Origin of the sequence: Sphingobacterium tabacisoli (genome assembly GCF_017908035.1) — a bacterium.
Lineage (GTDB): Bacteria > Bacteroidota > Bacteroidia > Sphingobacteriales > Sphingobacteriaceae > Sphingobacterium > Sphingobacterium tabacisoli.
Genome location: NZ_JAEQMU010000001.1, coordinates 2,259,244 through 2,281,860, shown reverse-complemented (window position 1 = coordinate 2,281,860; position 22,617 = coordinate 2,259,244). Strand labels below are relative to the sequence as shown.

The 22,617-nt window shown below is 40.6% G+C and carries 17 protein-coding genes; 6 read left to right on the top strand and 11 right to left on the bottom strand.

The window, feature by feature from the left end; genetic code table 11:
- Positions 1-247: 247 nt before the first annotated feature.
- Entirely contained in the window at positions 248-1,879 is a 1,632-nt protein-coding gene (locus tag JKG64_RS09625) for a gliding motility protein RemB (protein ID WP_210354065.1), read from the top strand.
- A gap of 66 nt (positions 1,880-1,945) precedes the next feature.
- Entirely contained in the window at positions 1,946-2,362 is a 417-nt protein-coding gene (gene aroQ / locus JKG64_RS09620; protein WP_210354064.1) for a type II 3-dehydroquinate dehydratase, read from the top strand.
- Here aroQ and JKG64_RS09615 read toward each other — a convergent pair.
- Both JKG64_RS09615 and lgt read right to left on the bottom strand, forming a co-directional pair.
- Positions 2,354-3,556 carry a multidrug effflux MFS transporter gene (locus JKG64_RS09615; RefSeq protein WP_210354063.1) on the bottom strand — a complete coding sequence of 401 codons (1,203 nt, stop codon included), beginning with the start codon at positions 3,554-3,556 and terminating at the stop codon, positions 2,354-2,356. The genes aroQ and JKG64_RS09615 overlap by 9 nt on opposite strands.
- A 45-nt stretch (positions 3,557-3,601) precedes the next feature.
- Positions 3,602-4,465, bottom strand: coding sequence for a prolipoprotein diacylglyceryl transferase (gene lgt, locus JKG64_RS09610; RefSeq protein WP_210354062.1), 864 nt, complete (start codon positions 4,463-4,465; stop codon positions 3,602-3,604).
- A gap of 114 nt (positions 4,466-4,579) precedes the next feature.
- On the opposite strand from lgt, the gene JKG64_RS09605 reads away from it, so the two are divergent.
- The 3 genes from JKG64_RS09605 to JKG64_RS09595 all read left to right on the top strand — a co-directional run bounded on the left by JKG64_RS09605 (position 4,580) and on the right by JKG64_RS09595 (position 7,778).
- Positions 4,580-5,695, top strand: coding sequence for a M42 family metallopeptidase (locus JKG64_RS09605; RefSeq protein WP_210354061.1), 1,116 nt, complete (start codon positions 4,580-4,582; stop codon positions 5,693-5,695).
- A 97-nt stretch (positions 5,696-5,792) separates the two neighbouring features.
- Positions 5,793-6,116, top strand: a complete 324-nt coding sequence (locus JKG64_RS09600; RefSeq protein WP_210354060.1) for a DUF3467 domain-containing protein — start codon at positions 5,793-5,795, stop codon at positions 6,114-6,116.
- Between the two features lie 153 nt (positions 6,117-6,269).
- Positions 6,270-7,778, top strand: coding sequence for a carbon-nitrogen hydrolase family protein (locus JKG64_RS09595; protein WP_210354339.1), 1,509 nt, complete (start codon positions 6,270-6,272; stop codon positions 7,776-7,778).
- A 35-nt stretch (positions 7,779-7,813) separates the two neighbouring features.
- Here JKG64_RS09595 and asnA read toward each other — a convergent pair whose 3' ends face one another.
- The 3 genes from asnA to JKG64_RS09580 form a co-directional block, all read right to left on the bottom strand.
- Positions 7,814-8,818, bottom strand: a complete 1,005-nt coding sequence (gene asnA / locus JKG64_RS09590; RefSeq protein ID WP_210354059.1) for an aspartate--ammonia ligase — start codon at positions 8,816-8,818, stop codon at positions 7,814-7,816.
- Between the two features lie 280 nt (positions 8,819-9,098).
- Positions 9,099-9,425 (bottom strand): HesB/IscA family protein, encoded by a 327-nt coding sequence (locus tag JKG64_RS09585; protein ID WP_210354058.1) that lies wholly within the window; start codon positions 9,423-9,425, stop codon positions 9,099-9,101.
- Positions 9,426-9,503: 78 nt separating this feature from the next.
- Positions 9,504-10,676 (bottom strand): cysteine desulfurase family protein, encoded by a 1,173-nt coding sequence (locus JKG64_RS09580; RefSeq protein ID WP_210354057.1) that lies wholly within the window; start codon positions 10,674-10,676, stop codon positions 9,504-9,506.
- Between the two features lie 100 nt (positions 10,677-10,776).
- Between JKG64_RS09580 and JKG64_RS09575 the strand changes: the two genes are divergently transcribed.
- Entirely contained in the window at positions 10,777-11,637 is an 861-nt protein-coding gene (locus JKG64_RS09575) for a mechanosensitive ion channel family protein (RefSeq protein WP_210354056.1), read from the top strand.
- Between the two features lie 314 nt (positions 11,638-11,951).
- On the opposite strand, the gene glpT is transcribed toward JKG64_RS09575, so the two are convergent.
- The 6 genes from glpT to JKG64_RS09545 form a co-directional block, all read right to left on the bottom strand.
- Positions 11,952-13,292: a glycerol-3-phosphate transporter gene (gene glpT / locus JKG64_RS09570; protein WP_210354055.1), complete on the bottom strand. Its 1,341-nt coding sequence runs from the start codon at positions 13,290-13,292 to the stop codon at positions 11,952-11,954.
- A gap of 12 nt (positions 13,293-13,304) precedes the next feature.
- A complete protein-coding gene (locus JKG64_RS09565; protein ID WP_246512518.1) occupies positions 13,305-14,135 on the bottom strand; it encodes a glycerophosphodiester phosphodiesterase family protein in 831 nt (276 codons plus the stop codon).
- A 139-nt stretch (positions 14,136-14,274) separates the two neighbouring features.
- Positions 14,275-16,248: a calcineurin-like phosphoesterase C-terminal domain-containing protein gene (locus JKG64_RS09560; protein ID WP_210354053.1), complete on the bottom strand. Its 1,974-nt coding sequence runs from the start codon at positions 16,246-16,248 to the stop codon at positions 14,275-14,277.
- Positions 16,249-16,323: 75 nt separating this feature from the next.
- Positions 16,324-17,898 (bottom strand): DUF5689 domain-containing protein, encoded by a 1,575-nt coding sequence (locus tag JKG64_RS09555; protein ID WP_210354052.1) that lies wholly within the window; start codon positions 17,896-17,898, stop codon positions 16,324-16,326.
- A gap of 11 nt (positions 17,899-17,909) precedes the next feature.
- Positions 17,910-19,346: a SusD/RagB family nutrient-binding outer membrane lipoprotein gene (locus JKG64_RS09550; RefSeq protein ID WP_210354051.1), complete on the bottom strand. Its 1,437-nt coding sequence runs from the start codon at positions 19,344-19,346 to the stop codon at positions 17,910-17,912.
- 19 nt (positions 19,347-19,365) lie between these two features.
- The gene (locus tag JKG64_RS09545) at positions 19,366-22,602 is read right to left on the bottom strand and encodes a SusC/RagA family TonB-linked outer membrane protein (RefSeq protein ID WP_210354050.1); all 3,237 of its coding nucleotides are present in this window, start codon (positions 22,600-22,602) and stop codon (positions 19,366-19,368) included.
- Positions 22,603-22,617: the final 15 nt, after the last annotated feature.

Below are 22,617 nucleotides of genomic sequence, written 5' to 3'. Positions count from 1 at the left end.
CAATATGCAAATAAAAAATTACAGTCACAATAGTAAAAACGTTTTAGCAATGTTTGGTGTCGTTTGTTTTTGTTTTTTTATTGATGACTTGATTTTAGAAGATCCATTTATTGCGCCGGCAAAGAGGCGCTAATAAGCATTCTTTTAAAATTGACTGTTTTAGTGTGTTTCGGAAAAAACTTACCTTTGCCCGGGAAGAAGGGAATAGATTTTGATAGCAAGAATAAAAAAAATAAAGAAATAGGATATGAATATAAAGATTACTACTGGTTTGTTAGTTGCACTTTTAGCATCAGGTTCAATGGTTACGGTGCAGGCTCAGGTCGATAATCTGCCTTATTCATTTCAACAGACACAAAAGTATAGTGATATCTTGTACAGCCCAGAGTTTCGTTTACATACGGCTTCTAAGCCCTTTTTATATAAAGGGAGGTTGTTGGAACGTAAGGATTCTCTAGAATCAGCAAATAGTACGGGATCCCAAAATTGGTTTATGCGTAAGTTGTTTAATGAGCATCTTGTGCAGGTCGAAAAAGAGGATCATACTTTTTATATGGATTTTTTGCCGGATTTTCAGATTGGTTCGGAATTGATTGGGACGGACAAAAGAACGACTTGGCTGAATGGACGCGGTTTTCAGGCTGGCTTAACAATTGGAGATAAACTGACATTCTATACTAATTTTTTTGAGAATCAAGGGGTATATCCTAAGTATATTGATGATTATGCCTTAGCAAATGGTGTAATGCCCGGGCATGGAACGGTGAAGAACCAATCAAAGAATGTAAAGGATTGGATGTATGCAACTGCTAGTCTTACCTATGATTTTAGCCCGTATTTTCAAACGACCTTAGCTTATGATAAAAATCATATTGGGGATGGTTATCGTTCTATGTTATTATCTGATTTTTCGGGTAACTATACGCACCTGAAGTTAACAGGAACGATAGGTAATGTACAGTATACCTCAATATGGGCATATATGCTCGATCAGAAAAATCCAAGGATAGATCCTGCAAATCCTGCCGCGAGACTTGGCGATGGTATTAAATGGGGAGCTTTTCAATATTTAGACTACAATGCAACGAATAGATTGTCTGTAGGTTTTTTCCAGGCTATCACCTGGGCGAACGAAAATGAGGCTGGACATCGGGGATTTGATTTTAATTACCTGAATCCGGTTATCTTCTTAAGACCTGTAGAATCGAATAATTCTTCTTCTCCGGATAAGATGTTCTTGGGCCTGAACACAAGATATAAATTGTTAAACAACGTATCTGTATACGGTCAGTTTTTGCTTGGAGAGTTTACAGCTAAGGAGTTTTTTGCTAACAACGGCTATGCCCACAATAAATGGGGTGCACAGATTGGTGTGAGAGGATTTGATGCTTTTGGTGTTAAAAATCTAAACTTCCTCGGTGAGTATAATTTGGCCCGTCCTTATACGTATCAGCACTTTTCATCGACATCGAATTATAGTAACCATGGTGAGCCTTTGGCCCACCCTCGAGGTGCTAACTTTAGAGAGGTGGTCGGTATAGCGAACTATTCGTGGAAACGTTTTGACTTCTCTTTGCAGGCATTGTATAGCCTATATGGTACAGATCCTGCGGATGGGACTAATATGGGAGGTGATATATTTCAATCCTATACCACTATTCCTAATATGTATGGGAATAAGATCGGACAAGGGGTGAAGAATAATCTGTATTATGCTGATGCAAAGGCTGCTTATGTGTTGAATCCGAAGTACAACTTACGTTTGGAACTGGGCTATACACAGCGTTACCGTAAAATCGAAGATCAGGCGACTCAAAAATCTGGTGTGATCTCTGTTGGATTACGTTCGTCGTTCCGTAGTTTTTATAACGATTTTTAATATATTTACCTCTTGTCAACTGTAGCAGTTATATTGTTGGCTCAACCGGATAATTATTCTGAAATCATGAAGAAGATATTGATAATGAATGGCCCCAATCTCAATCTGTTGGGAGTTAGGGAGAAAAGCATCTATGGAGATCAATCCTTTGAGGCGTATTTTGAAAGTTTAAAATCAAAGTACCATTCGTTGGATTTGTCTTATTTTCAAAGTAATACGGAAGGTGTCCTGATTGATAAGCTCCATGAGGTAGGGTTTGATTATGATGGCGTGGTACTGAATGCAGGAGCTTATACGCATACTTCGGTGGCTATTGCTGATGCGATAGCGGCGATAACTACGCCCGTCGTTGAGGTACATATTTCTAATGTACATCAACGAGAGGCTTTTAGACATCATTCTTATCTTTCGAAGAACTGTAAAGGTGTGATCCTAGGTTTTGGCCTGGATAGTTATCGCTTGGCGATCGAGAGTTTACTTTAAAATCCTGTTCATTTCTTCTTTTGAAGGTACCGCAAAAAGATGTATCAATAAAGCGATACAGGCACAGCTGCACATGACCAGTAGCATCGGAGTCTCAGTTCCGTTGTGAAAGAAGCTGACAATGCCGGATGATACTGCCCCTAATCCCATTTGTAAACAGCCTAATAGTGCTGAGGCACTGCCGGCGGTACGTTTAAATGGCGAAAGTGCCATAGCTGAGGTATTTGGAAAAATAAAGCCCTGGCATAGCAGGTAGCCGAAGACTAGGGCTATGAGTAGCTGTAGGTTGAGGCTGTGTGTCCATACGCTCACTAGCATAGCTATCCCTACGAGTGCCTGCCCAATGTTTGCAATTCTGCTGATCTCTGACATAGACCATCGCTTCAGTAACTGACGGTTGAGCTGTGTAGCTAGGATAAGTGCGGATGCAACGAAAGCAAATACTAAACCATATTCTTTTTTTGAAAGTCCGTAGAGTTCCTGTATGATAAAAGAAGAACCTGCGAGGTAAGCGTATAGACCTGCAGCGGCTATAGAGCCAATGAGACAGTAGCTAATAAATGTTCTGTTTATAAAAACGCTCCAATACTGTCTGATTATAGCTGGTGGAAGTAATGAAAAATCAGGGTTGCCTTTATAGCTTTCTGGAAGAAAGAAGATGGTACCGATAATGATTAGTACTCCTAATGTGGCTAGGGTGATAAAAATGTAATGCCAATCCAAGTACTCCATTAGGAATGCTCCTGCAGATGGTGCTAATATGGGGGATATTGCTACCACGAGCATTAATAAGCTAAAAGTTCGGGCTGCTTCCCGTGGCTCGTAATAATCCTGTACCATAGCTCTAGATGCTACCATGCCTGCACAGCTACCTAAGGCTTGTAGGAAACGAAGGATGATGAGGCTTTCTATATCTCTAGTAAAGACACAAAGGATGGATGTGCTGATGTAGATAAAGAGGCCGATGATGAGCGGTTTTTTACGGCCGAATCTATCTAAAAGAGGTCCGTAAATGATCTGACCGACAGCGATACCGATAAAAAACGCTGTCAGCGATAGTTGTACTTTGTCAATGGATGTGTCAAAATCTTTGGAAATGGTCTCGAATGCAGGAAGGTACATGTCGATGGAGAAGGGGCCTATTGCGGATAATAGCCCGAGGATCAGCAGAATTAGTGTTTTGTTTTTGTGCATATTAATTATCAAAATAAAAGCCCCTTACTACAAGGGGCTTTATGTTTATTTTTTTACAACGGTCTGTTGTTTGGGTTTTCTAAATATAAAGTATAAACCTATAATTATTAGTGGTATACTGAGCAGTTGTCCCATGTTGAACAGCATGCCTGCCTCGAAGTCTTCTTGGTTTTCTTTGAAGAACTCCATAAAGAAACGTATAGCAAATAGTACTGCAAAAAATAATCCGAATAATAGTCCCGGTTTTGGGCTTTTATTCTTTTGGTACATACTCCAAAGTATAAGGAATAGAATGACATAACCGATGGCTTCATACAGTTGTGCCGGATGTCTAGGGATCATATTTAATTCGGCAGGTCTCAGGCCTGCATTTTCGAATATTACAGCCCAAGGTAAGCTAGGGTCAGCAGGTTTACCGATGATCTCGGAATTAAAAAAATTACCTAAGCGTACGAAGGCACCAGCTATAGGAACTACTAGTACCAGGCGGTCTGCAATCCAGAGGAAGTCTGTTTTTGTTTTTCGCGCATAAAGATATAGGGCTATGAGTGTACCTATCACTGCTCCATGGGACGCTAAGCCTTGAAATCCAGTGAAATGCCATTCGCCTCGGGCGTCGATTTGGAAAGGTAGAAACATCATCCAAGGTTTGGTGATGTATTCGTCAAATTCGTAGAATAGACAATGACCGACACGGGCGCCGAGAAGTATGCCCACGAAAATGTAGATACTGAGTTTGTCCAGGTCTTCCTGTGTTTTATTTTCTCTTTTGAATACCTTGAGCATAAGCACATAGGAAAGCGCGAAGGCCAGTAACCAGCAGAGGGAATAATAACGGATTCCGAAAGAGCCAATTTTGAACAACTCTTGGTCTATATTCCAATGAATAGCATTAAAGATAAAATCCATAGTGTAATTTTTTGCGAAGTAAACTTAGATAAAATGCTTGGCATTCGCCAATTGTTATTGTATAATTTTAGGATTAGCATAATTATTTTTATTTTGTGAGCAAACTAATTAGATATGGCAAAGAAGAGTAGTAAAGAAGTAGAACATCAATCTGTTGTTACGAAAACATCACTGACATTTTTTGAAAAATATATAAATAACCCTTCGCCTACAGGGTTTGAATGGGCAGGGCAGAGATTGTGGCTGGATTATTTAAAGCCTTATGTAGATGAAACTTATATTGATAATTACGGTACTGCAGTAGGTATCATCAACCCAAAAGCGAAGTATAAGGTGGTCATCGAGGCACATGCTGATGAGATCTCTTGGTTCGTCAATTATATCACAAAAGATGGTCTGATCTATGTAATCCGTAATGGTGGTTCTGATCATCAGATCGCTCCCTCAAAACGGGTGAATATTCATACGGACAAAGGAATTGTGAAAGCGGTGTTCGGTTGGCCAGCAATCCACACGCGCTCCGGAGAGAAAGAGGAGGCTCCAAGTTTGAAGAATATCTTTTTGGACTGTGGATGTACGTCTAAAGAGGAAGTGGAGGCACTGGGTATACACGTAGGGTCTGTAGTAACTTATGAAGATGAGTTTATGGTGCTGAATGACCGTTACTATGTAGGACGCGCATTGGATAACCGTGCAGGTGGTTTTATGATTGCAGAGGTCGCACGTCTGTTGAAGGAGAATAAGAAGAAGCTTCCTTTTGGTTTGTACATCGTCAATTCTGTACAGGAAGAGATCGGTTTGAGAGGGGCAGAGATGATTGCTGACTATATCAAGCCTAATGTGGCTATCGTGACGGATGTGACGCATGATACGCAGACTCCGATGATCAATAAGATTACACAGGGTGATCTGGCCTGTGGAAAAGGTCCTGTGGTATCGTACGCACCGGCTGTGCAGATTAACTTGAATCGTTTGTTGATCGATGTTGCAGAGAAAAATGGTATTCCTTTCCAACGTCAGGCTTCATCAAGATATACCGGAACGGATACGGATGCTTTTGCATACTCTAATGGTGGTGTGCCTTCCGCATTAATCTCGTTGCCTCTCCGTTATATGCATACGACTGTGGAGATGATTCACAAAGAGGATGTGGATAATGTGATACGTCTTATCTATGAAATGGTATTGACTATTGAAGACGGACAGGATTTTAGAAGTTTTACGAAATAGGTTTATTAAGTTAACAAGTTATCGTGTTATCGAGCTATCAGGTTAACAAGTTGTCAGGTGATGATGTAACTAGAGATTGAAATAAAAATATACAAAAATGGATAACAATAATAATACGCCAAATGGCGATAATAATGAGATCAGTATCGAACTAAGTGAGGAGATTGCTGAGGGTACGTATTCTAATTTAGCGATAATTACGCATTCGAACACGGAGTTTGTTCTGGATTTTGTCCGTATCATGCCTGGTATTCCTAAAGCGAAGGTGAAGTCTCGGATTATATTGACTCCGGAGCATGCTAAACGTTTATTGGGGGCATTGCAGGATAATGTGAATCGCTTTGAAGGACAGAATGGTTCGATCTCATCTAAGGATGTGCCCTTTCCGTTAAACTTTGGAGGTACTAAAGGGGAAGCTTAAAAATAGGTTCTACTTTTGAGAAAGCGTCTTGTTTGGCTATGTGTTCTGATGTAATGGTAGCTAGACAAGACGTTTTTTGGTATAGATTGGTATCACTTTTGAATGGTTAGTTGAAAAACTATTAACTCTTAAATATATACGCGATAACATATGATGGATATTAAAGTAAGGTTGCTCTCGAAGGAAGATTACAAAGATCTAAAAAAATCCATGTCGGAAGCTTATCAAGGTGTGGGGGAGGTCTGGACCCGTGAAAATATTGTTGACCTGATAGACGTATTTCCTGAAGGGCAACTCTGTGTGGAGGTGAATGGACGGGTGGTAGCCTGTGCACTTTCGATTATACTGGATTCGAAGAAGAGTAATATTTATGACAGTTATTATGAGATTATCGATGATGGGAAGTTTTCCAAGCACGATTACGAAGGCGATACATTGTATGGGATCGAGGTTTTTGTGCATCCAGAATATCGGTCGTTGCGATTGGGGAGACGTCTGTACGATTCCCGAAAGGAATTGTGTGAGGAATTGAATCTAAAGAGTATTGTGGCAGGTGGACGTATTCCCAATTACTTCAATTATGCGGAGGAAATGAGTCCCCGGGTCTATATAGATCGGGTAAAACGCAAGGAGATATTTGATCCGACGTTGACTTTTCAGCTGTCGAATGATTTTCATGTCAAGAAGATACTTAAGAATTATCTTCCAGAAGATAGTGAGTCGATGGAGTTTGCAACGTTGCTAGAATGGAATAATATTTACTATGAACCGGACGCTCGGTCGCACTCGGCTTCTAAGCAGACGATACGCCTGGGATTGATTCAATGGCAGATGCGCCTGTTTACAGATTTGGAGGAGTTTTATGATCAGGTTGAGTTTTTTGTCGATGCGGTGAGTGCATATGGTGCTGATTTTGCTTTGTTTCCAGAGTTTTTTAATACGCCATTGATGCGGTATTATAATGATCTGCCAGAGCGTGAAGCTATGGAGCGCTTGGCGGAGCAGACCAAAGAAATAGCGAATAAGATGAGGCAGTTTGCGGTATCCTATAATGTGAATATTATAGCGGGCTCTATGCCTTTGTATGAACGAAATAAGCTTTATAATGTGTCGTATCTCTGTCATCGGAGTGGGCAGATCGATTCGTTTCGTAAGGTGCATATTACACCAAATGAGTTTAAGCACTACGGTATGGTTGGGGGAAATGAAGTGAAGGTATTTGATACGGATTGTGGTAAGGTGGGACTGTTGATCTGTTATGATGTGGAGTTTCCGGAGTTGGGTAGGATATTGGCAGACCAGGGAATGCAGATCCTCTTCGTCCCATTTATGACGGATACCCAAAATGGTTATATGCGGGTTAGGCATTGTGCACAGGCTAGGGCAATCGAGAATGAATGTTATGTCGCGATAGCCGGATCTGTAGGAAACCTACCTAGGGTCAATAACATGGATATACAGTATTCTCAATCGGCGGTATTCACACCATCGGATTTTGCATTTCCGAACAATGCTATCAAAGCGGAAGCAACGCCGAATACGGAGATGGTATTAATCGCCGATGTGGACCTCTATGCGTTACGGGATCTGCATGAATATGGTACGGTGAAGATTTTGAAAGACAGACGGAAGGACCTCTATGAGGTGAATCTCCTGAAATAATACAAAAGGTCGGATTCAAAATCCGACCTTTTGTATTAGAGTAGAAATATATCTTCGTTGGCTAGCTTCTGTTTTCTCTCCGGATCCCAGATGCTTACCTGTACTTCGCCTATGTGTGCCAGCTTGAGCATAAACATACATACACGAGATTGTCCAATACCTCCTCCGATGGATTCAGGCAAAAGGTCACCCAATAACATTTGATGGAATGATAATGTGCTTCGCTCTGTACAGTTACGGATTTCCAGTTGCTTTACGAGCGCTTCTTTATTGACACGTATTCCCATAGAAGAAAGCTCAAATGCGCTATTGAGTAGCGGGTTCCAGACTAAAATGTCGCCATTTAACCCTTTGTAACCGGCTGTATTATCTGTGCTCCAGTCGTCATAGTCTGCTGCACGTCCATCATGAGGGAAGCCATTGGAAAGTTCTCCACCTATACCATAGATGAAAACGGCACCGTGGGCTTTTGCGATTGCATTTTCCCTTTCTTTGGGTGTATATTCGGGGTATTTGTTCAATAGTTCTTCCGAAGAAATGAAAAAAATCTGCTCGGGAAGTATAGCCTTACGATCAGGATATTGATGTTCAACCGCTTTTTCGGTTTCTACTAGAGCAGCGTAGATTTTTTTTACGGTTTCTTTTAGATAGTCCAGATTGCGGCTTTCGCTGAGAATTGTTTTCTCCCAGTCCCATTGGTCGACATATATGGAATGTATGGGAGAATAGTCTTCATCAGGGCGTAATGCACGCATATCGGTGATTATACCTTCTTCGGGCTCGAGTTCGAGCTCTTTGAGCCGTACCCGTTTCCATTTGGCAAGGGAGTGTACGACGACAGCGCGTTCTTCATTCAACGACTTAATAGGAAAGGAGACTGGACGTTCTATCCCGTTGAGATCGTCGTTTATTCCTGTTCCGTCCAAAACTATCAGAGGAGATGATATCGGTATTAGATTTAAAGCCTGCCTCAAATGAGTCGAAAAAGTTTCCTTAACAAAGGTGATAGCTTGTTCTCTTTTTAATAGGTTGCGTCCCATATATTATTACACTTTTTTTGCTTCATTAGAAGCTTGTATCATCAATTTAGATATTAATATAGCAACATTGCTCTGCAAATGTAATCAAAATGATAATTGTTGCAGGGTTTTTATTGTAATATTTTTAAATAAATAAAGCTTCTTAACGAGGAGGGAGAGATGGTAATAATTAGATCCATTGTATTGGAGTACCTGGGGATCGAGGATTGAGGCGGAAGGAATATAACAGGTAAAACAACAGAGTTGTTTTACCTGTTACGGGGTATTATTCGTTAACTATTTAGACGGAGAAGCTTTCGCCACAAGCACAGGTGCGTGAAGCATTGGGGTTATGGAATTCGAAGCCTTTTCCTGTGAGTCCATCGGAATAATCCAATTCTGTACCTGCTAAATAGAGGTAAGACTTTATATCCAGGCAGATTTTTATGCCCTTGTCTTCAAAGAACTGATCTCCTTTTTTTTCTTCATTATCGAAATTGAGGTGATAGGAAAGTCCAGAACAGCCTCCGCTAGTAACAGCTACCCGAACAAAATAGCTCTCATCATATTGTTCATCCTTTATGACTTGAAGGATACGCTCTTTGGCTTTGTCTGTAATTGTTACCATAGTATTATTAATTAATCTCTTACAAATTTCGTAAAATATTTGCTAAACGCAAGTGCGTCGCGTTAAGGAACTGTCATATTATCCCAAAAGCCCATCCTTGTACATCTGCCATATCGGAGACTGTTGCCGGATGCTATTAATGACGGTTTTTAGAGCCTCTACGGTATGATCTATGTCTCGTTGTGTTGTGTATTTGGATAGACTGAAACGGAGGCTACAAAAGGCCTCGTCGTCGGTGAGTCCCATAGCTTTGAGTACATGTGAGGGATCTCTGCTACCCGATACACAGGCTGATCCCGATGATATTGCGATATCAGGTATTTTTGTCATGAGCTCGTTGCCCCGTACGTGCTTGAACATGATATTGCTGGTATTGCAGATTCGTGGTGCTTCTTTTGCATTGATGGTGCAGTCCTCAATCTCGGTCTGTATGCGGTTTTCAAAGTGATTCCGCAATTGTTCTATGGCAGCGAAGTCTATTTTACTGGCCTGTCGGCTAGCTATCCCCATTCCGACGATGGCGGGTACATTGTAGGTGCCTCCACGAAGAGTCTGTTCCTGATTACCTCCCGTGATCAGGGATTCGACTTGTAGTGGTTTGCTTTTACGACGTATGAATAGGGCACCGATTCCCTTGGGACCATGAAACTTATGCGCGCTGAGACAACAGAAGTCTATGGGGACTGATATGAGATCAAAGGCCTGCTTGCCGATAGATTGTGTGCTATCGCAGAAGAACAAGACATTATTGCTCTGGCATATATCTGCGATCTCTTTAATGGGGTGGATAACACCAGTCTCATTATTGACGGACATTAAACTTACCAAAATGGTTTGTGGAGTGATGGTTGATTTTAGGGTGTCCAAATCTATCGCTCCATTTTTGTCTACAGGTAGATAGCTTACTCTGGCACCTTTTTTTTCTAAGTATTCGCAGGTGGCTAAGGTAGCTTTATGTTCTGTCTGACAGGTTATAATATGATTTCCTTTGGCGTGGTATCGTAGGAATACGCCCCGAAGTACGGTATTGATGCTTTCTGTGGCTCCCGAGGTAAAAAAAAGCTCCTTGGGCTGAACCTGTAATACCTGAGCGAGGGACTTGCGTGATTCTTCAATGGCCTGGTTGGCATGTCTTCCCATTTTGTGCTGTAAGCTGGAAGCATTGGCATAATCTTCCCTGAGGTAGGGGAGCATGCTGTCGAGAACCCTTTCATCCAACCGGCTGGTTGCATTATTGTCCAGATATATCATAAGGTTAAAGATATTCAAAATATGCAGTAGTATTCCTATTCTAATGTGGATATTTTATAGATTTGTATAAACGACAAACTCGAATATAAAATATTTGCTTATGGAAAATGTTGAAACTAGAATTGAAAAACTGATCGACTTGATCGTATTGAAATTGCCGACTATTGCCGCAGCCCTAATTGTGTTGGTGGTAGGACGATATGCTATTAAGTTCTTCCTGAAGTTTTTAAATAGCCGGTTTGAAAAACGAAATGTGGATCGCTCTATCCGAAGCTTTGTTTCAAGTCTATTGAAGTTTGTGCTGTATGCAATGTTGATCTTGACAGTGGCTAATACGATGGGTATACAGACTACATCTTTTATCGCTGTATTGTCTGCGTTTGGTTTGGCTGTAGGTATGGCGTTGCAAGGGAGTCTATCGAATTTTGCGGGAGGTGTATTGATTCTTGTATTTAGGCCGTTTGAAGTAGGGGATTATATCTCCAGTGCGAATGGATCTACGGGGACAGTAGATCGGATAGATATATTGTATACCACATTAACAGACGATAGCGGAATTAAGATTTTTAGTCCAAATGGTACTTTGGCTAACTCAGTGATTAAAAACTATACGAAGATTCTGTCCCGGAGGTTTGAATTTGTAATCGGGATTGCCTACGAAGACAATATTAAAGTTGCAAAGGATACTATTTTAGCTGTTTTGACCAATGAAGCGGAGGTTTTGAAGACTCCTGCACCAGATGTGTTTGTAGGTGAGCTGGCGGATAGTTCGGTCAACCTGACTATAAGGGGATGGGTGAAACGGGAGGTGTTCTGGGCGACTGCTAATGGACTGCGAGAGAAGATAAAGGTGGCCTTGGATGAGAAAGGGATTTCGATCCCGTATCCACAGACCGATATGCATATCAAAAGTGATGATGGTGGGTTGATAGCGAATGCAACTGTGTCGAAGAAATCTTAGTCTAAAGCTCCAATAAGGATATAATATCGGTAAGCTACAACGGCCTGTTGTAGCTTACTTAGTTTTGAAGGGTCCTTGTGGCTATAACGAGGTAAGATAAGTTTGTTTATGCTGTTAAAAAACCGAAATAGTGTCTTTTTCATATGTAAATAATTATTTCATGAGCTCGCAAGCTCGGTTTGTCTTTTATCTGTCACATGGAATATCCAAACTATATTCATTCGTGTTTGTGCAGTTGCTACTACATGGATATTTCATATGTTATTGTGTACAGATATCGCGCCAAACTTAAACTGACCTTATTGTCTCTCCTGTTATTTGAGGCGTAAGAATTCTTTTTCTTTGTTCCAGGTGAAGGCGGTAAATAATATTGCTAATGCGGATGCCAATAGGATAATCTCGAAGGAGGCGTCCCAACCGCTTTTGTCTACTACTGCACCAAGAGCGGCATTGGCAAGAAGGTCACCAATGAAGTAGCCAAATAATCCTGTGAGACCAGCGGCAGTTCCTGCCGCTTTTTTGGGAACTAAATCCAATGCCTGAACACCAATCAACATTACAGGACCGTAGATTAAAAAGCCAATTGACCATAAGGAACTATTGACCATCCATTTATTTTCTCCAGGTGCTAACCAATAAATGGCAACGGCGAGGAAGGTGAGGGCCATATATAGGATGGTAACTGGTGCTCTCCGTCCTTTGAAGAGTCTGTCGCTCATAACACCACAAAGGATGGTGCCTGGAATTGCCGCAAGTTCATAAATAGAAGCAGACCAGGTGGCTTCGGATGCGGTAAAATGCTTTGCTTCCTGAAGGAAGGTGGGTGCCCAGTTAATGATGCCGTTTCGTACCAGATATACAAAGGCATTTGCGATGGCAATGTACCAAAGTAGCTTGTTGTTTAGTACGTATTTGAAGAAGATCTCTTTTGAGCTGAACTCTTTTTCCTGAGAGGCTTCGTAGGTTTTTGGGTAATCATTTTTATACTCTTCGATGGGGGGGAGGCCACAGGATTGTGGGGTATCTCTAACGAGAAAGATAGAGAGAATGGCAACAAGCAATGCTGCTAATCCAGGAAAGTATAAGCGTGCTTGCCAATCTACGAATAGCTCTACACCTAATATGGCTAATGGACCTACTAAAAAGCCTCCTACGTTGTGTGCTAGATTCCATATGGACATGGCGGTGCCACGTTCTTTGATGGAGTACCAATGTACTACAACGCGTCCACAGGCTGGCCAGCCCATCCCTTGTACCCACCCGTTTATAAATAACAAGACGAACATAATGGTGATTGAGGATGTGGCAAAGGACGAGAATCCCATGAAGATCATGGTGAGAGAGGATAGGATAAGTCCAGCGGCTAGAAAATAACGGGCGTTGCTTCGGTCTGAAACATTGCCCATGAAGAACTTGCTCAATCCATAGGCTATCGAAATGGCAGACATGGCAAATCCGAGTTCTGCCTTGCTGTAACCTAGGGTATCTTGTAGATCTTTTACAGCAAAAGAGAAGTTCTTACGTACAAAGTAGTAAGCGGCATAGCCAATAAATATTCCTATAAATACCTGAAGTCTTAGTTTTTTGTATTCGGAGTCAATACGGTCTTCGGGCAGCCTCGCTTTGTGCGAGGCTGGCTTAAATATACTGTACATAGTTAGTGTTTGTTAAAATAGGTTTGGGTAGTCGCTAATGATGCCATCTACTTTTAGGGCTTCGAGCGCGGTAATTTCTTTTTTGCTGTTGACGGTCCATGGCACGATCTTTATACCAAGTTCATGTGCTTCTTTTACGAAGGCCGCGTTAACTAACTTGTAGTTTGGACTTATAATAAATGGTGTGAAACCTAAGTCTGCCACAAGTTCTTTTATCGTTTTTGTGTTTTTGACATCAATCAGATAAGATGTCTTGATCTGTGGATAGGTCTTATTAATGTATTGGATTGTTCGTTTATCAAAAGATTGGATGACTGTTCTGGGTGCTATGCCTTGCTCAATAACGACCTCGAGAATTAGATCTGAAAACTCCTGTGGTGCAGGGTGCCATTCGTGGTCTTTACCGTCTTTGCTTTTTGTTTCAATATTATAGAACATTGGAGCACGCATTTTTTCCTTAGCATAGGCTTCCGATTCCTTGATCAGATCCTTTAATAAGGCTATTGGGGTAGCTATTTTCTTTTGCTCTGGAAAGTCAATGTTCCCTTTTAGCCCCAAGTCAAAATTGCTTAGCTCTTTCCATGTATAACTGTATATTGTACCTTTGATATCTTTCCCTTTAAGCTCACTACCATCTTTATAGGTGACGAATTTTGGATTGAGATAATCGTCATGATAGACTACTACTTTTTTGTCTTTGGTAATATGACAATCCATTTCTAAAGTAGTGACCTTGGGGAGGTCTATGGCAACTTTCATGGCACCTATTGAGTTTTCGGGATATAATCCTCTTGCTCCTCGGTGGCCTTCGTAGGAAAAGGTTGGGAATTCAGGATTTTGCATACGAACTTGCTTTTGAGTGTTGCAGGATGAAGTTAACAGGCCTAATATTACAGCTGTTGTTATGATGTTTGTTTTGTTGTTTGACATTTTCAATAATCTAATAATCTGTAAAATTAAAAAAATAAAGATGTATTCTCTGCTAACGCATACTATATGAAAAAGCTTTGGGTCTTGTCATCGTTTCGTTGTACACTTTTCCGAAGCGATCTGTGACTTTTATTTCCAGAGTGCTGGTTGCTGAACTAGCTTTTACTTTGAACATATGTGATGTATTCGCTGCTGCAAAAGTAGGTTCGGCATTCACATTCAGTCGTTTCATACCGTAGGAGATCAGGTGTAGCGGATCTCGAGAGCTTACACGCTCCACCTGCAAGGAAACGTTATTTTCTGTAACAGATATCGTCCAGTCTGGATCATAGCCCCATATGTTAAGTAATACTTCATTGTTTTTATTCTCCGTAGCGAAGGTATAAGCATACTTGGGTACTAATTTTCTGTATTGATCAGTCGCATTTGGGGTATAGGTATCTGCTGTAATGTGAACCTTGTTCAGGTCATACGCTCTAAATTGGTATGTTGGTTCATACCCGATGGATTTATAGCTCCATTTTATTTGGTCCCCGTTCATATCCCATATGCCATAGCCGCCTGGACTACCATCGGGAGCAATATGATTGTTGGCATACCCCTTATTACCTGTCCACCACCAAGTAGCACATACAGCTGCCGTGTTATGTTCCATAATTTTATTGTCTCGAGGGACACGATAATTAACGTGTGTGTGCCCTGTAAGGATATGAACTTCGTTGAAACGGTTGAATAGATTCATTAGCTTATCTCCATCGCTGATTCTGAAGGATGGAAGTGTGCCTTTTTCCGAAGGAGCATTATGGATCTGAATGTGTGTGGCTACTATAATTGGGGTATTCGAAGAAATCGTTTCTAAGTCTTTCGCTAACCAATTCATTTGTTGATCAGTTATCTTTCCATTGTATTCGCGATCTCCTATGATTCCCGAGGTAGCACCTTTGTTAAGGTACTCTGTGTCATCTAGTATGATATAGTGTATCTTACCTAAATTAAACGAGTAATAAGTTGGCCCTAATGCATTTCTGAAAGGATTTTCTGAGAGCCAGTCATTAGCCACATAAGGGTCATTATCATGGTTACCTATGACGTTGAAAATAGGGGCATTGACCTTTGCTATTTCTTTAACATATTGAGGCATCATAAAGTTGTTACTATACCAGTAGCCATCCCATGTCAGATCACCTAAGGTTAGACCGTACACTTTTTTGCCTTGGCTTTGTAGGCTCTCAATTTGCAGATTGATATCTTTGACAAAACCATTTTGAAATTGGTTTAAGTCATCTGTACGATTTGCCAGATGTAAATCGGCTATACTGAATACAACGTGATTTTCGTTGTTGATAGGTTTTAATTCGAAGTCTTTTATTTCGACTTGTTGATTTGTTGCATTTAAAAAGTGATAAAAAACAGGAAGGTTACCATTATTGTTTACTATCTCGTAGTTGCCGGGAATAGAAACAAATACGTAACCCGTAGACTTGTTTGAAGCTAAATAGTATATTCCGTTTTCATCTGTTTTGGTCACTTCGTTTCCATCTGAGACGACTACATCGGCGAGACCTTTGCCGTTAGCGTGGACGCTACCCTTTATTGTCATCCCTTCTTTGTTTGGAATATTGGGATTGAATACGGCAGAAATGCTAGTCTGTCCAATTTGACGTTGTGAGTTTCCTCTTTTAACTAGGATTCTATATATTCCATTTTTGAATTCATTGGATGAGTTTAATAGGATTCCGTCTGAAAGGATTGTTTTGATCTGTAGGTCTATCGCTGGCGATTGTTGATCTCGTGGCGCAAAAGTGATAATGTCTTCCTTCTGAAAGCCTTTTCCCTTTAGGGTTAGTTCTACATTCGGCCCTATGTAATAAGAGGGCAAAATATCAATGTCGTTAAGATCGAATGATGTAGATGTATTGTTTTCTTCTTTAGTGGGAACAACTACCTTGTCTTTGCACGAGGAGTTGCCAAAGATGACTAATGATAGAAAAATAAAAGTTAATTTGAGAATTTTATTGATTTGCATTTGAATTTTAGGTTTAAGGACTGTTGATGTTGAAAGCAGTTTTGCTGATATCTTCCAGCAAAACTGCTTTTACACTTAGTTTATTTGTTTCGTCATTCCATTCCCTTGCTCTATTTGCTGTATTGTGGACTGTTTGTCTAGTAAAATCAACGTACGTTCTCTAGCACTGTCCCATTTACGGGTTGTGGTATTGAATGTACCTCCTAGTTGGAAGAAATAGCCAATGTCTGTATTGGTTGGTCCGCCATGGTGTTCAAATCTAAAGTCATTAATTTTAGCATCACCTCCCATTGAGAAGAATGGTGTTGCTTCACCAGTTTCTGCTATGTATTGTGAATAATGATCTGTATTTGCAATTCTGTAACCTAGTTTTTTGTCTTCAGAAATAATTGATGCTGTTGCTGTACCACCATAGAAAATAACATCAATTGGAACTGATTCTTCTGAAATATTAGTGCCTATGAATAAGCTGATACCTCCTGCATTGCCACTATTTGGTAGGAAATTGCTGCTCGGATTTCCTAAGCCATCTCCTGATGTGTTTGATGTAGAAATCACTCGTATCCATTTAGCATTACTGATACTTGTGGAATTGGCTCCATTTATTTTCTTTTGATGTCCACCAACATAAAACAGCTCTCCCTTTTTAACACTTCCATCGGTTAAATTGAATTTATATGTTTTGTCACCACCTGTGGCCCAACCAGCTGTATGCAAGATACTTCCTGCATTATTGCTTGTCACCAACGAAAAAGGAACTTCTTTAAAATTGATGTCGACATTTGCCATCAGCTGTATATATTCGTAATTTCCATCTCCTCCTGAAGGGTCATTACAAAATCCTGTTATAATAATAGGAGTGGCCCCGATGTATTCAGGGACGTCTGGATCGGATACGTCTATGATATCTCGTTTGTATCGGGGATAAATAGCTAGTTCTTCTTTGGAATCTATGGTTGTTCCTAGCAACAATCCAGATACCGTGATATTACGAGGGACTTGCATTTGTGCATATTCCGCTGTGGGTAGCGTATTTATGCGAATCGTATTCGCAGCTTGAAGTAAAACTTTCGAGCCTTCAAATACTTCGCCATCCTTTGGCTTTGGCGTCATCTGGCCACCGACAATTTTAATGAAAGTCCCCTCATAATTTTCTGGAGAGGTATTAATATTGATTATTCCAGTGGTTAGTTGTAGGATTGTATTACCAGATGAAACCTTCTCAATATCTGATGTTGTTACATTCTCAATACGTAAAAAACCAGTTTTTGATAAGGTTTTGTTGTTAATGTTAACTACAATTGAGTCGCCGGGCAGGTAATTTGCCGCCTCTTGACCTACGTGTAGGGTTAAACCTCTTAAGCGATTTCTCTTGTATTGTTGTAACACAATGGTGCCTTCTGGAACATTCCCAGATCTATGGTCTGAAATTACCGTTCCGTAGATTTGAGAAGCACCATTGAGGTTGTCTGAGTTGAGTGTCAATGTTTGACCTTTGTATAGGGCTCTAACATCTTCTAAAGCTATATAGGGGCTTAATTCTCCGATGAAATTCTTCTCTTTATCATCGCAACTATGGAATAACCCCATGGTAGTGGCTAGTACTACAAAGCCACTACTTTTTAATATTCTATTTAATATCTTTTTCATTGTATACTGCATTAAGGTTTTTGCCACCATACCAATGTGTTTATATTATCTGGTCCTTGTTGTGAAACTGCTTTTTTATAGTTCTCAGGATTTGCAGCTTGTAGGTATACTGGATAGTTAAGTCTAGCAGGCATAATGCCGCCGTTTAGGTGACCGGATAGAATAGGTAATTCAGGGTGTCCTGTACGTCTAAATTCAAACCATGATTGAAGATCGGTAAAGAATAGAGAGTAATACTTTTGTTGGTGTATCAGTGCCATTTGCTGGTCTAGGCTCGTTGCGTTATCCCAGTTGATATGGACACCAGTTAGATAGTAATCAGGCATGGTTACTCCCCACATTTCAATTGCATTTTTTATGCCTGTCTCATAGTATTCTTTTGCCAGCTTATTGGCGGTCCAATTCTTTGCAGCAGCTTCGGCTAGGATAAATTGCACTTCTGCATAATTGAGGATATTACCTAATAATGGTTCAGACATCAATGATGTCAATAACGTCGATTTAGCAATAGGGTTGGTACCTATTGGGTATCCACTAGGTATACCTTCGTAGTTGCCGTTGTATAAAGTAGCCCATTTTTGGATTCGAGGATCCGACCATTCGTTAAGATTGTCAACGAAGAATGAAGCTAATTTGGGTGTATACCAATCACCAGGACGCCATGTAGCAAAAGGTGATACATATGGAGAGGAACCGGTCCACCGTAGGATTGCAGATTCTGAATTGTTTGCTATTAATGGATAATCGGCAGGTGATGTTTCTACCATCTTTTTGATCTGGTTAGGAGCATCTAAAGATGGTTTATGGGATACGCGCATAAGTAAGCGTAGGTATAAGGAATTTCCAAATTTGCGCCATAAGGCTGTATTACCATTATATATAGGATCTGATCCGCCCTCAATATTTGCAGCCCCCTTTAAATACACATTGGCACTGTCTAATGCTAAAAACAGTCCTTTGTATATATCTTCTTGACTATCAAACTCAGGAGTGATATTTGATTCGCGTCCAAGTAATGAGGTGGAAAAAGGGATATCACCGTAAGTATCTGTTAGAATGGAGTATAACCAGGCTTGACAGATTAAAGAAACCCCCATATAGGATTTGCTTTCTGTCTTTTCAGCAAGATTATAGATGTCTCTAAAATTATATAGTTGAGTGAAGAGATTATTGTACAGATAATCGGCTTCATTAGCCCGGATTTCATATCTGAAAATCTTTCCATCACCATCTCCCATATTGACGGTTACTTGCATCAATTCATTGGTAAGACGTTGTGAACGACTCATATTGTACTCAACGGATTTCTTTAAAGCAGGAGCCAGTAGGTTGGCCGGATTTACTTTGTTTAACCCATTGGGATTGGTGTTGATTTTTTCGAAATTTTTATTGCATGAGCTCAATGCCAACAGAAAAGAAGCTCCAAAAAGTATATATATCTTTTTCATTTTTTTATCTCCCATCATATTAAATACCGATAACTATATTAATACCAAAGGTGCGGGTCGCAGGAAATTGGCCGAGTTCGAATCCTTTGTTAATATCTGTTCCTCCAAGGGTTCCAAATTCGGGGTCAAAAATCGGCCATTTGGTCCACATAAATAAGTCCCGACCAAATACACCTATAGTGGCACGCTGAAGACCAACTCTCGCCAGTTGTTTTGGAGATAAAGAATAGTCAATTCGAGCTTCTCTTAATTTAAGGAAGTCTGTCGAATAAGTAGTTCCTTCAACATTGTCTTTGCCTAAGTGCGCGGTATAGTAAGCCCATACGTTTTCAGCAATCACATCGTTTGGACGGTAGGTGTCATTTCCATTGTCAATAACTCCTTTCCCTATGATACCATTATATCTACCAGGTAATGTGTTTTTGGTTTTGCCTTGTTCTGCTAAATTGGCTGCTGTAAGGGAATAAGCGACCGCTCCGATTTGGGCATCGAATAGGAAGCTCGCTCTAAATTGTTTGTACTTAAATTCATTGTTTATCGAGGCTTTCCAGTCCGGGTTGGTATTACCGATGTATTTCATGTCTTCGTCTAGAGTTGGTAGACCGTTGCGGTAGATAATATCCCCCTGTGGCGAACGGTTGTAACCACGACCATATAAATCCCCCATACTGCCCCCAACTGTAGCGATAATAGCACCACGGCTTCCTGGACCATTTTGTAATACAATCTGTGGAAGAATATCGGTTAGTTCAATGACCTTGTTTCTATTAGCAGTAAATGTTCCGTTGAGTTTCCAATGAAAATCTTTCTTTTTTATAGCTGTTGCTCCTGCTTCAATCTCAATACCTGAGTTTTGGATTTCCCCAGCATTAAATAGAGCCGTTGTAAATCCGGATCCACGATCTACTGTTGCTTTTAAGTGTTGGTTGTGGGTGTTTGCCTTGTAATACGTAAAACCTAGATTAAACCGGTCTTTGAACAAACGCATGTCCGTACCAATCTCAAAACTCTGCGTTCGTAGTGGTTTCAGATTGGCATTGGGTAGTAGGGTAGGGTTGGCAGCTCCACCTGGGAAAGTAAACTGCGGGTCGTATGTATAATCAGTAAGATAGGGCACTGTTCCACCACCACCTACGCCGGCGATCGATGATCTTAATTTTAGGAAGGAGATCTCTTGTGGTAACTCAAATAGCTGATTTAGGATTAAGCTTAAATTTGCTGATGGATAAAAGAACGAAGAGTTGCCTTTTCGTTCAGGAGTTGCTAGCGTACTGTTCCAATCATTTCTTACTGAAAAGTCAAAGAATAGCATTTCTTTATAGGAGAAGGTACCTAGAGCATACAAGCTATTCATCATTAATTGTTCCTGATAAGGTGTAGCAACAACAAGTCCAGAAGCGTTGGCTAGGGTAAAGTTGCCAGGAACCGAAAGTGAATCTGCGGAATTTCTTTCCTGATAACGCTCATTTCGAAGTGTACTTCCTCCACCTGACAAGGAAACTTTTATATCTTGGTTTATTTCCTTGTTGTAGTTGATCATAAAGTCAGCACTAGCTTCCTGATTTTGGATAGATTGTGTCCGGTACATTCCTTTTTTAAACTTCTCAGTATCAAAAGGACGTTGTTGTGAACGTCTCTCAACCCCAAAGTCTAAGTTGGTACGTGCCATTACATTCAGATTTTTTGAAAACTGATAAGTGGCTTCAACGTTACCTGTTACCGTCTGACGTTTAGATTTATTTAACATCTCATAAGCAATGAGGTAAGGGTTGTCAGGATAAGAGCTGAAAGGGTAGCTTTGGACTTCGTTTTCTTTCCCATGTTGCCAATAGTCCTTTAACCAATCTAGTGGTGCATTAGGAAGCCAGAATATGTTCCAGTACATCAAAGATTGATTGTTGTATCCTGTAGACGGCAAATTGTCACTCTTGTTTTGCTTGTAGTTGACTCGGGTCTGTATCTTTAACTTATCAGTGACTTTGTGGGATGCATTAATAGAGACAGTATTGCGGTCATAACCTGTGTTTGGGATTATCCATTTATTGTTTAGATTGGTGTAAGAAAAGCGCATATTGGTCGTTTCATTACCTCCATCTAAGGTAACCGAATTTGTGAATGTTCTGCCTGTATCAAAGAATTCTTTTCTTGCATTGGGGTAAGGAACCCAAGGGGTCGCTTCTTTTGCTCTCGTTTGTGTGATAGGATCGTATTGATAGAACATCTGCCCATCAAATTTTGGGCCCCAGGCTGAACTCGTACTTCGTGTACTGGCTAATCCACCTCCTGCTAGGTAGGAGTAATAGTTTACCCCTTCATCACCTTGTCCATATTCATACTGATAGTCCGGCCAACGGGATATAGATTCTATCGTAGTATTAGAAGTGAGGGTTACACCTATACCCTTTCTATTTCTACCAGCTTTAGTTGTGATAATGATTGCCCCAGAAGCGCCTCGTTCACCATAAAGTGCCGTAGCGTTTGGTCCCTTCAATACGGTGATATTTTCAATATCTTCTGGGTTGATATCTGATAAGCCTGAACCATAATCAGCAGGTGTGTCATCCGATAGATAGGCCCCACTTCCTGTTCCTGTCATTCTTCCACTACTTGTACTAGTGATGATACCATCGATAACAATGAGTGCGTTATTGTCTCCAGTAAGGTTGTTTTCTCCTCTTAGAATGATTTTATTTGTGCCTGCTGGACCTCCACCTGAACGTACTAGATTTACGCCAGCAACCTTTCCAGAAAGTGCATCGGTCCAGTTGTTGGATATTGCGTCTGTAAGCTGCTCACCTTTTAGTTCTGTAGCTGCGTAACCAAGAGCTTTTTGTTCGCGTTTGATTCCTAGGGCGGTGACAATAACCTCTTCAATATTCTCGGAACTTTCTCCTAATTGAATCATAGCGCTGCTTGTCGCAGATTGAAAAGTTTGTATATAGTTGTCGTATCCGATCAGTTGAAAACTAACACTTGTGCCAGCGCTGACTTCGATAGAGAAAGTTCCTTCCAAGTTACTGGAGGCAATTGTTTTTCCATTGACTCGGATAGAGACACCTTGTAAAGGTGATTTAGTGTTTTTGTCTACTACTTTACCCTGGATTTTTATTTTTTCCTGGCTAGTTGTTTTCTCGAAAGAGAAGGAGTGGTTAGCATAAGCTTGCCCTCCAGAATAACAAGCAGTAGCTAAAGCAATCCACAGGAGTTTAGATCCTATACGATGTGGCTTAACTTTTTCTTGATTGTTTGTTAACATAAGTTGTGTGATTAA

Bases quoted from the DNA above. Each gene is read 5' to 3' on its own strand.
- lgt (WP_210354062.1), bottom strand. From the start codon at position 4,465: ATGGATTTTATCTTTAATGCTATTCATTGGAATATAGACCAAGAGTTG.
- JKG64_RS09550 (WP_210354051.1), bottom strand. From the start codon at position 19,346: ATGAAAAAGATATATATACTTTTTGGAGCTTCTTTTCTGTTGGCATTG.
- JKG64_RS09595 (WP_210354339.1), top strand. From the start codon at position 6,270: ATGGATATTAAAGTAAGGTTGCTCTCGAAGGAAGATTACAAAGATCTA.
- JKG64_RS09575 (WP_210354056.1), top strand. From the start codon at position 10,777: ATGGAAAATGTTGAAACTAGAATTGAAAAACTGATCGACTTGATCGTA.
- JKG64_RS09615 (WP_210354063.1), bottom strand. From the start codon at position 3,556: ATGCACAAAAACAAAACACTAATTCTGCTGATCCTCGGGCTATTATCC.
- asnA (WP_210354059.1), bottom strand. From the start codon at position 8,818: ATGGGACGCAACCTATTAAAAAGAGAACAAGCTATCACCTTTGTTAAG.
- JKG64_RS09625 (WP_210354065.1), top strand. From the start codon at position 248: ATGAATATAAAGATTACTACTGGTTTGTTAGTTGCACTTTTAGCATCA.
- JKG64_RS09580 (WP_210354057.1), bottom strand. From the start codon at position 10,676: ATGATATATCTGGACAATAATGCAACCAGCCGGTTGGATGAAAGGGTT.
- JKG64_RS09555 (WP_210354052.1), bottom strand. From the start codon at position 17,898: ATGAAAAAGATATTAAATAGAATATTAAAAAGTAGTGGCTTTGTAGTA.
- JKG64_RS09560 (WP_210354053.1), bottom strand. From the start codon at position 16,248: ATGCAAATCAATAAAATTCTCAAATTAACTTTTATTTTTCTATCATTA.
- JKG64_RS09545 (WP_210354050.1), bottom strand. From the start codon at position 22,602: ATGTTAACAAACAATCAAGAAAAAGTTAAGCCACATCGTATAGGATCT.
- glpT (WP_210354055.1), bottom strand. From the start codon at position 13,292: ATGTACAGTATATTTAAGCCAGCCTCGCACAAAGCGAGGCTGCCCGAA.
- JKG64_RS09585 (WP_210354058.1), bottom strand. From the start codon at position 9,425: ATGGTAACAATTACAGACAAAGCCAAAGAGCGTATCCTTCAAGTCATA.
- JKG64_RS09565 (WP_246512518.1), bottom strand. From the start codon at position 14,135: ATGCAAAATCCTGAATTCCCAACCTTTTCCTACGAAGGCCACCGAGGA.
- aroQ (WP_210354064.1), top strand. From the start codon at position 1,946: ATGAAGAAGATATTGATAATGAATGGCCCCAATCTCAATCTGTTGGGA.
- JKG64_RS09600 (WP_210354060.1), top strand. From the start codon at position 5,793: ATGGATAACAATAATAATACGCCAAATGGCGATAATAATGAGATCAGT.
- JKG64_RS09605 (WP_210354061.1), top strand. From the start codon at position 4,580: ATGGCAAAGAAGAGTAGTAAAGAAGTAGAACATCAATCTGTTGTTACG.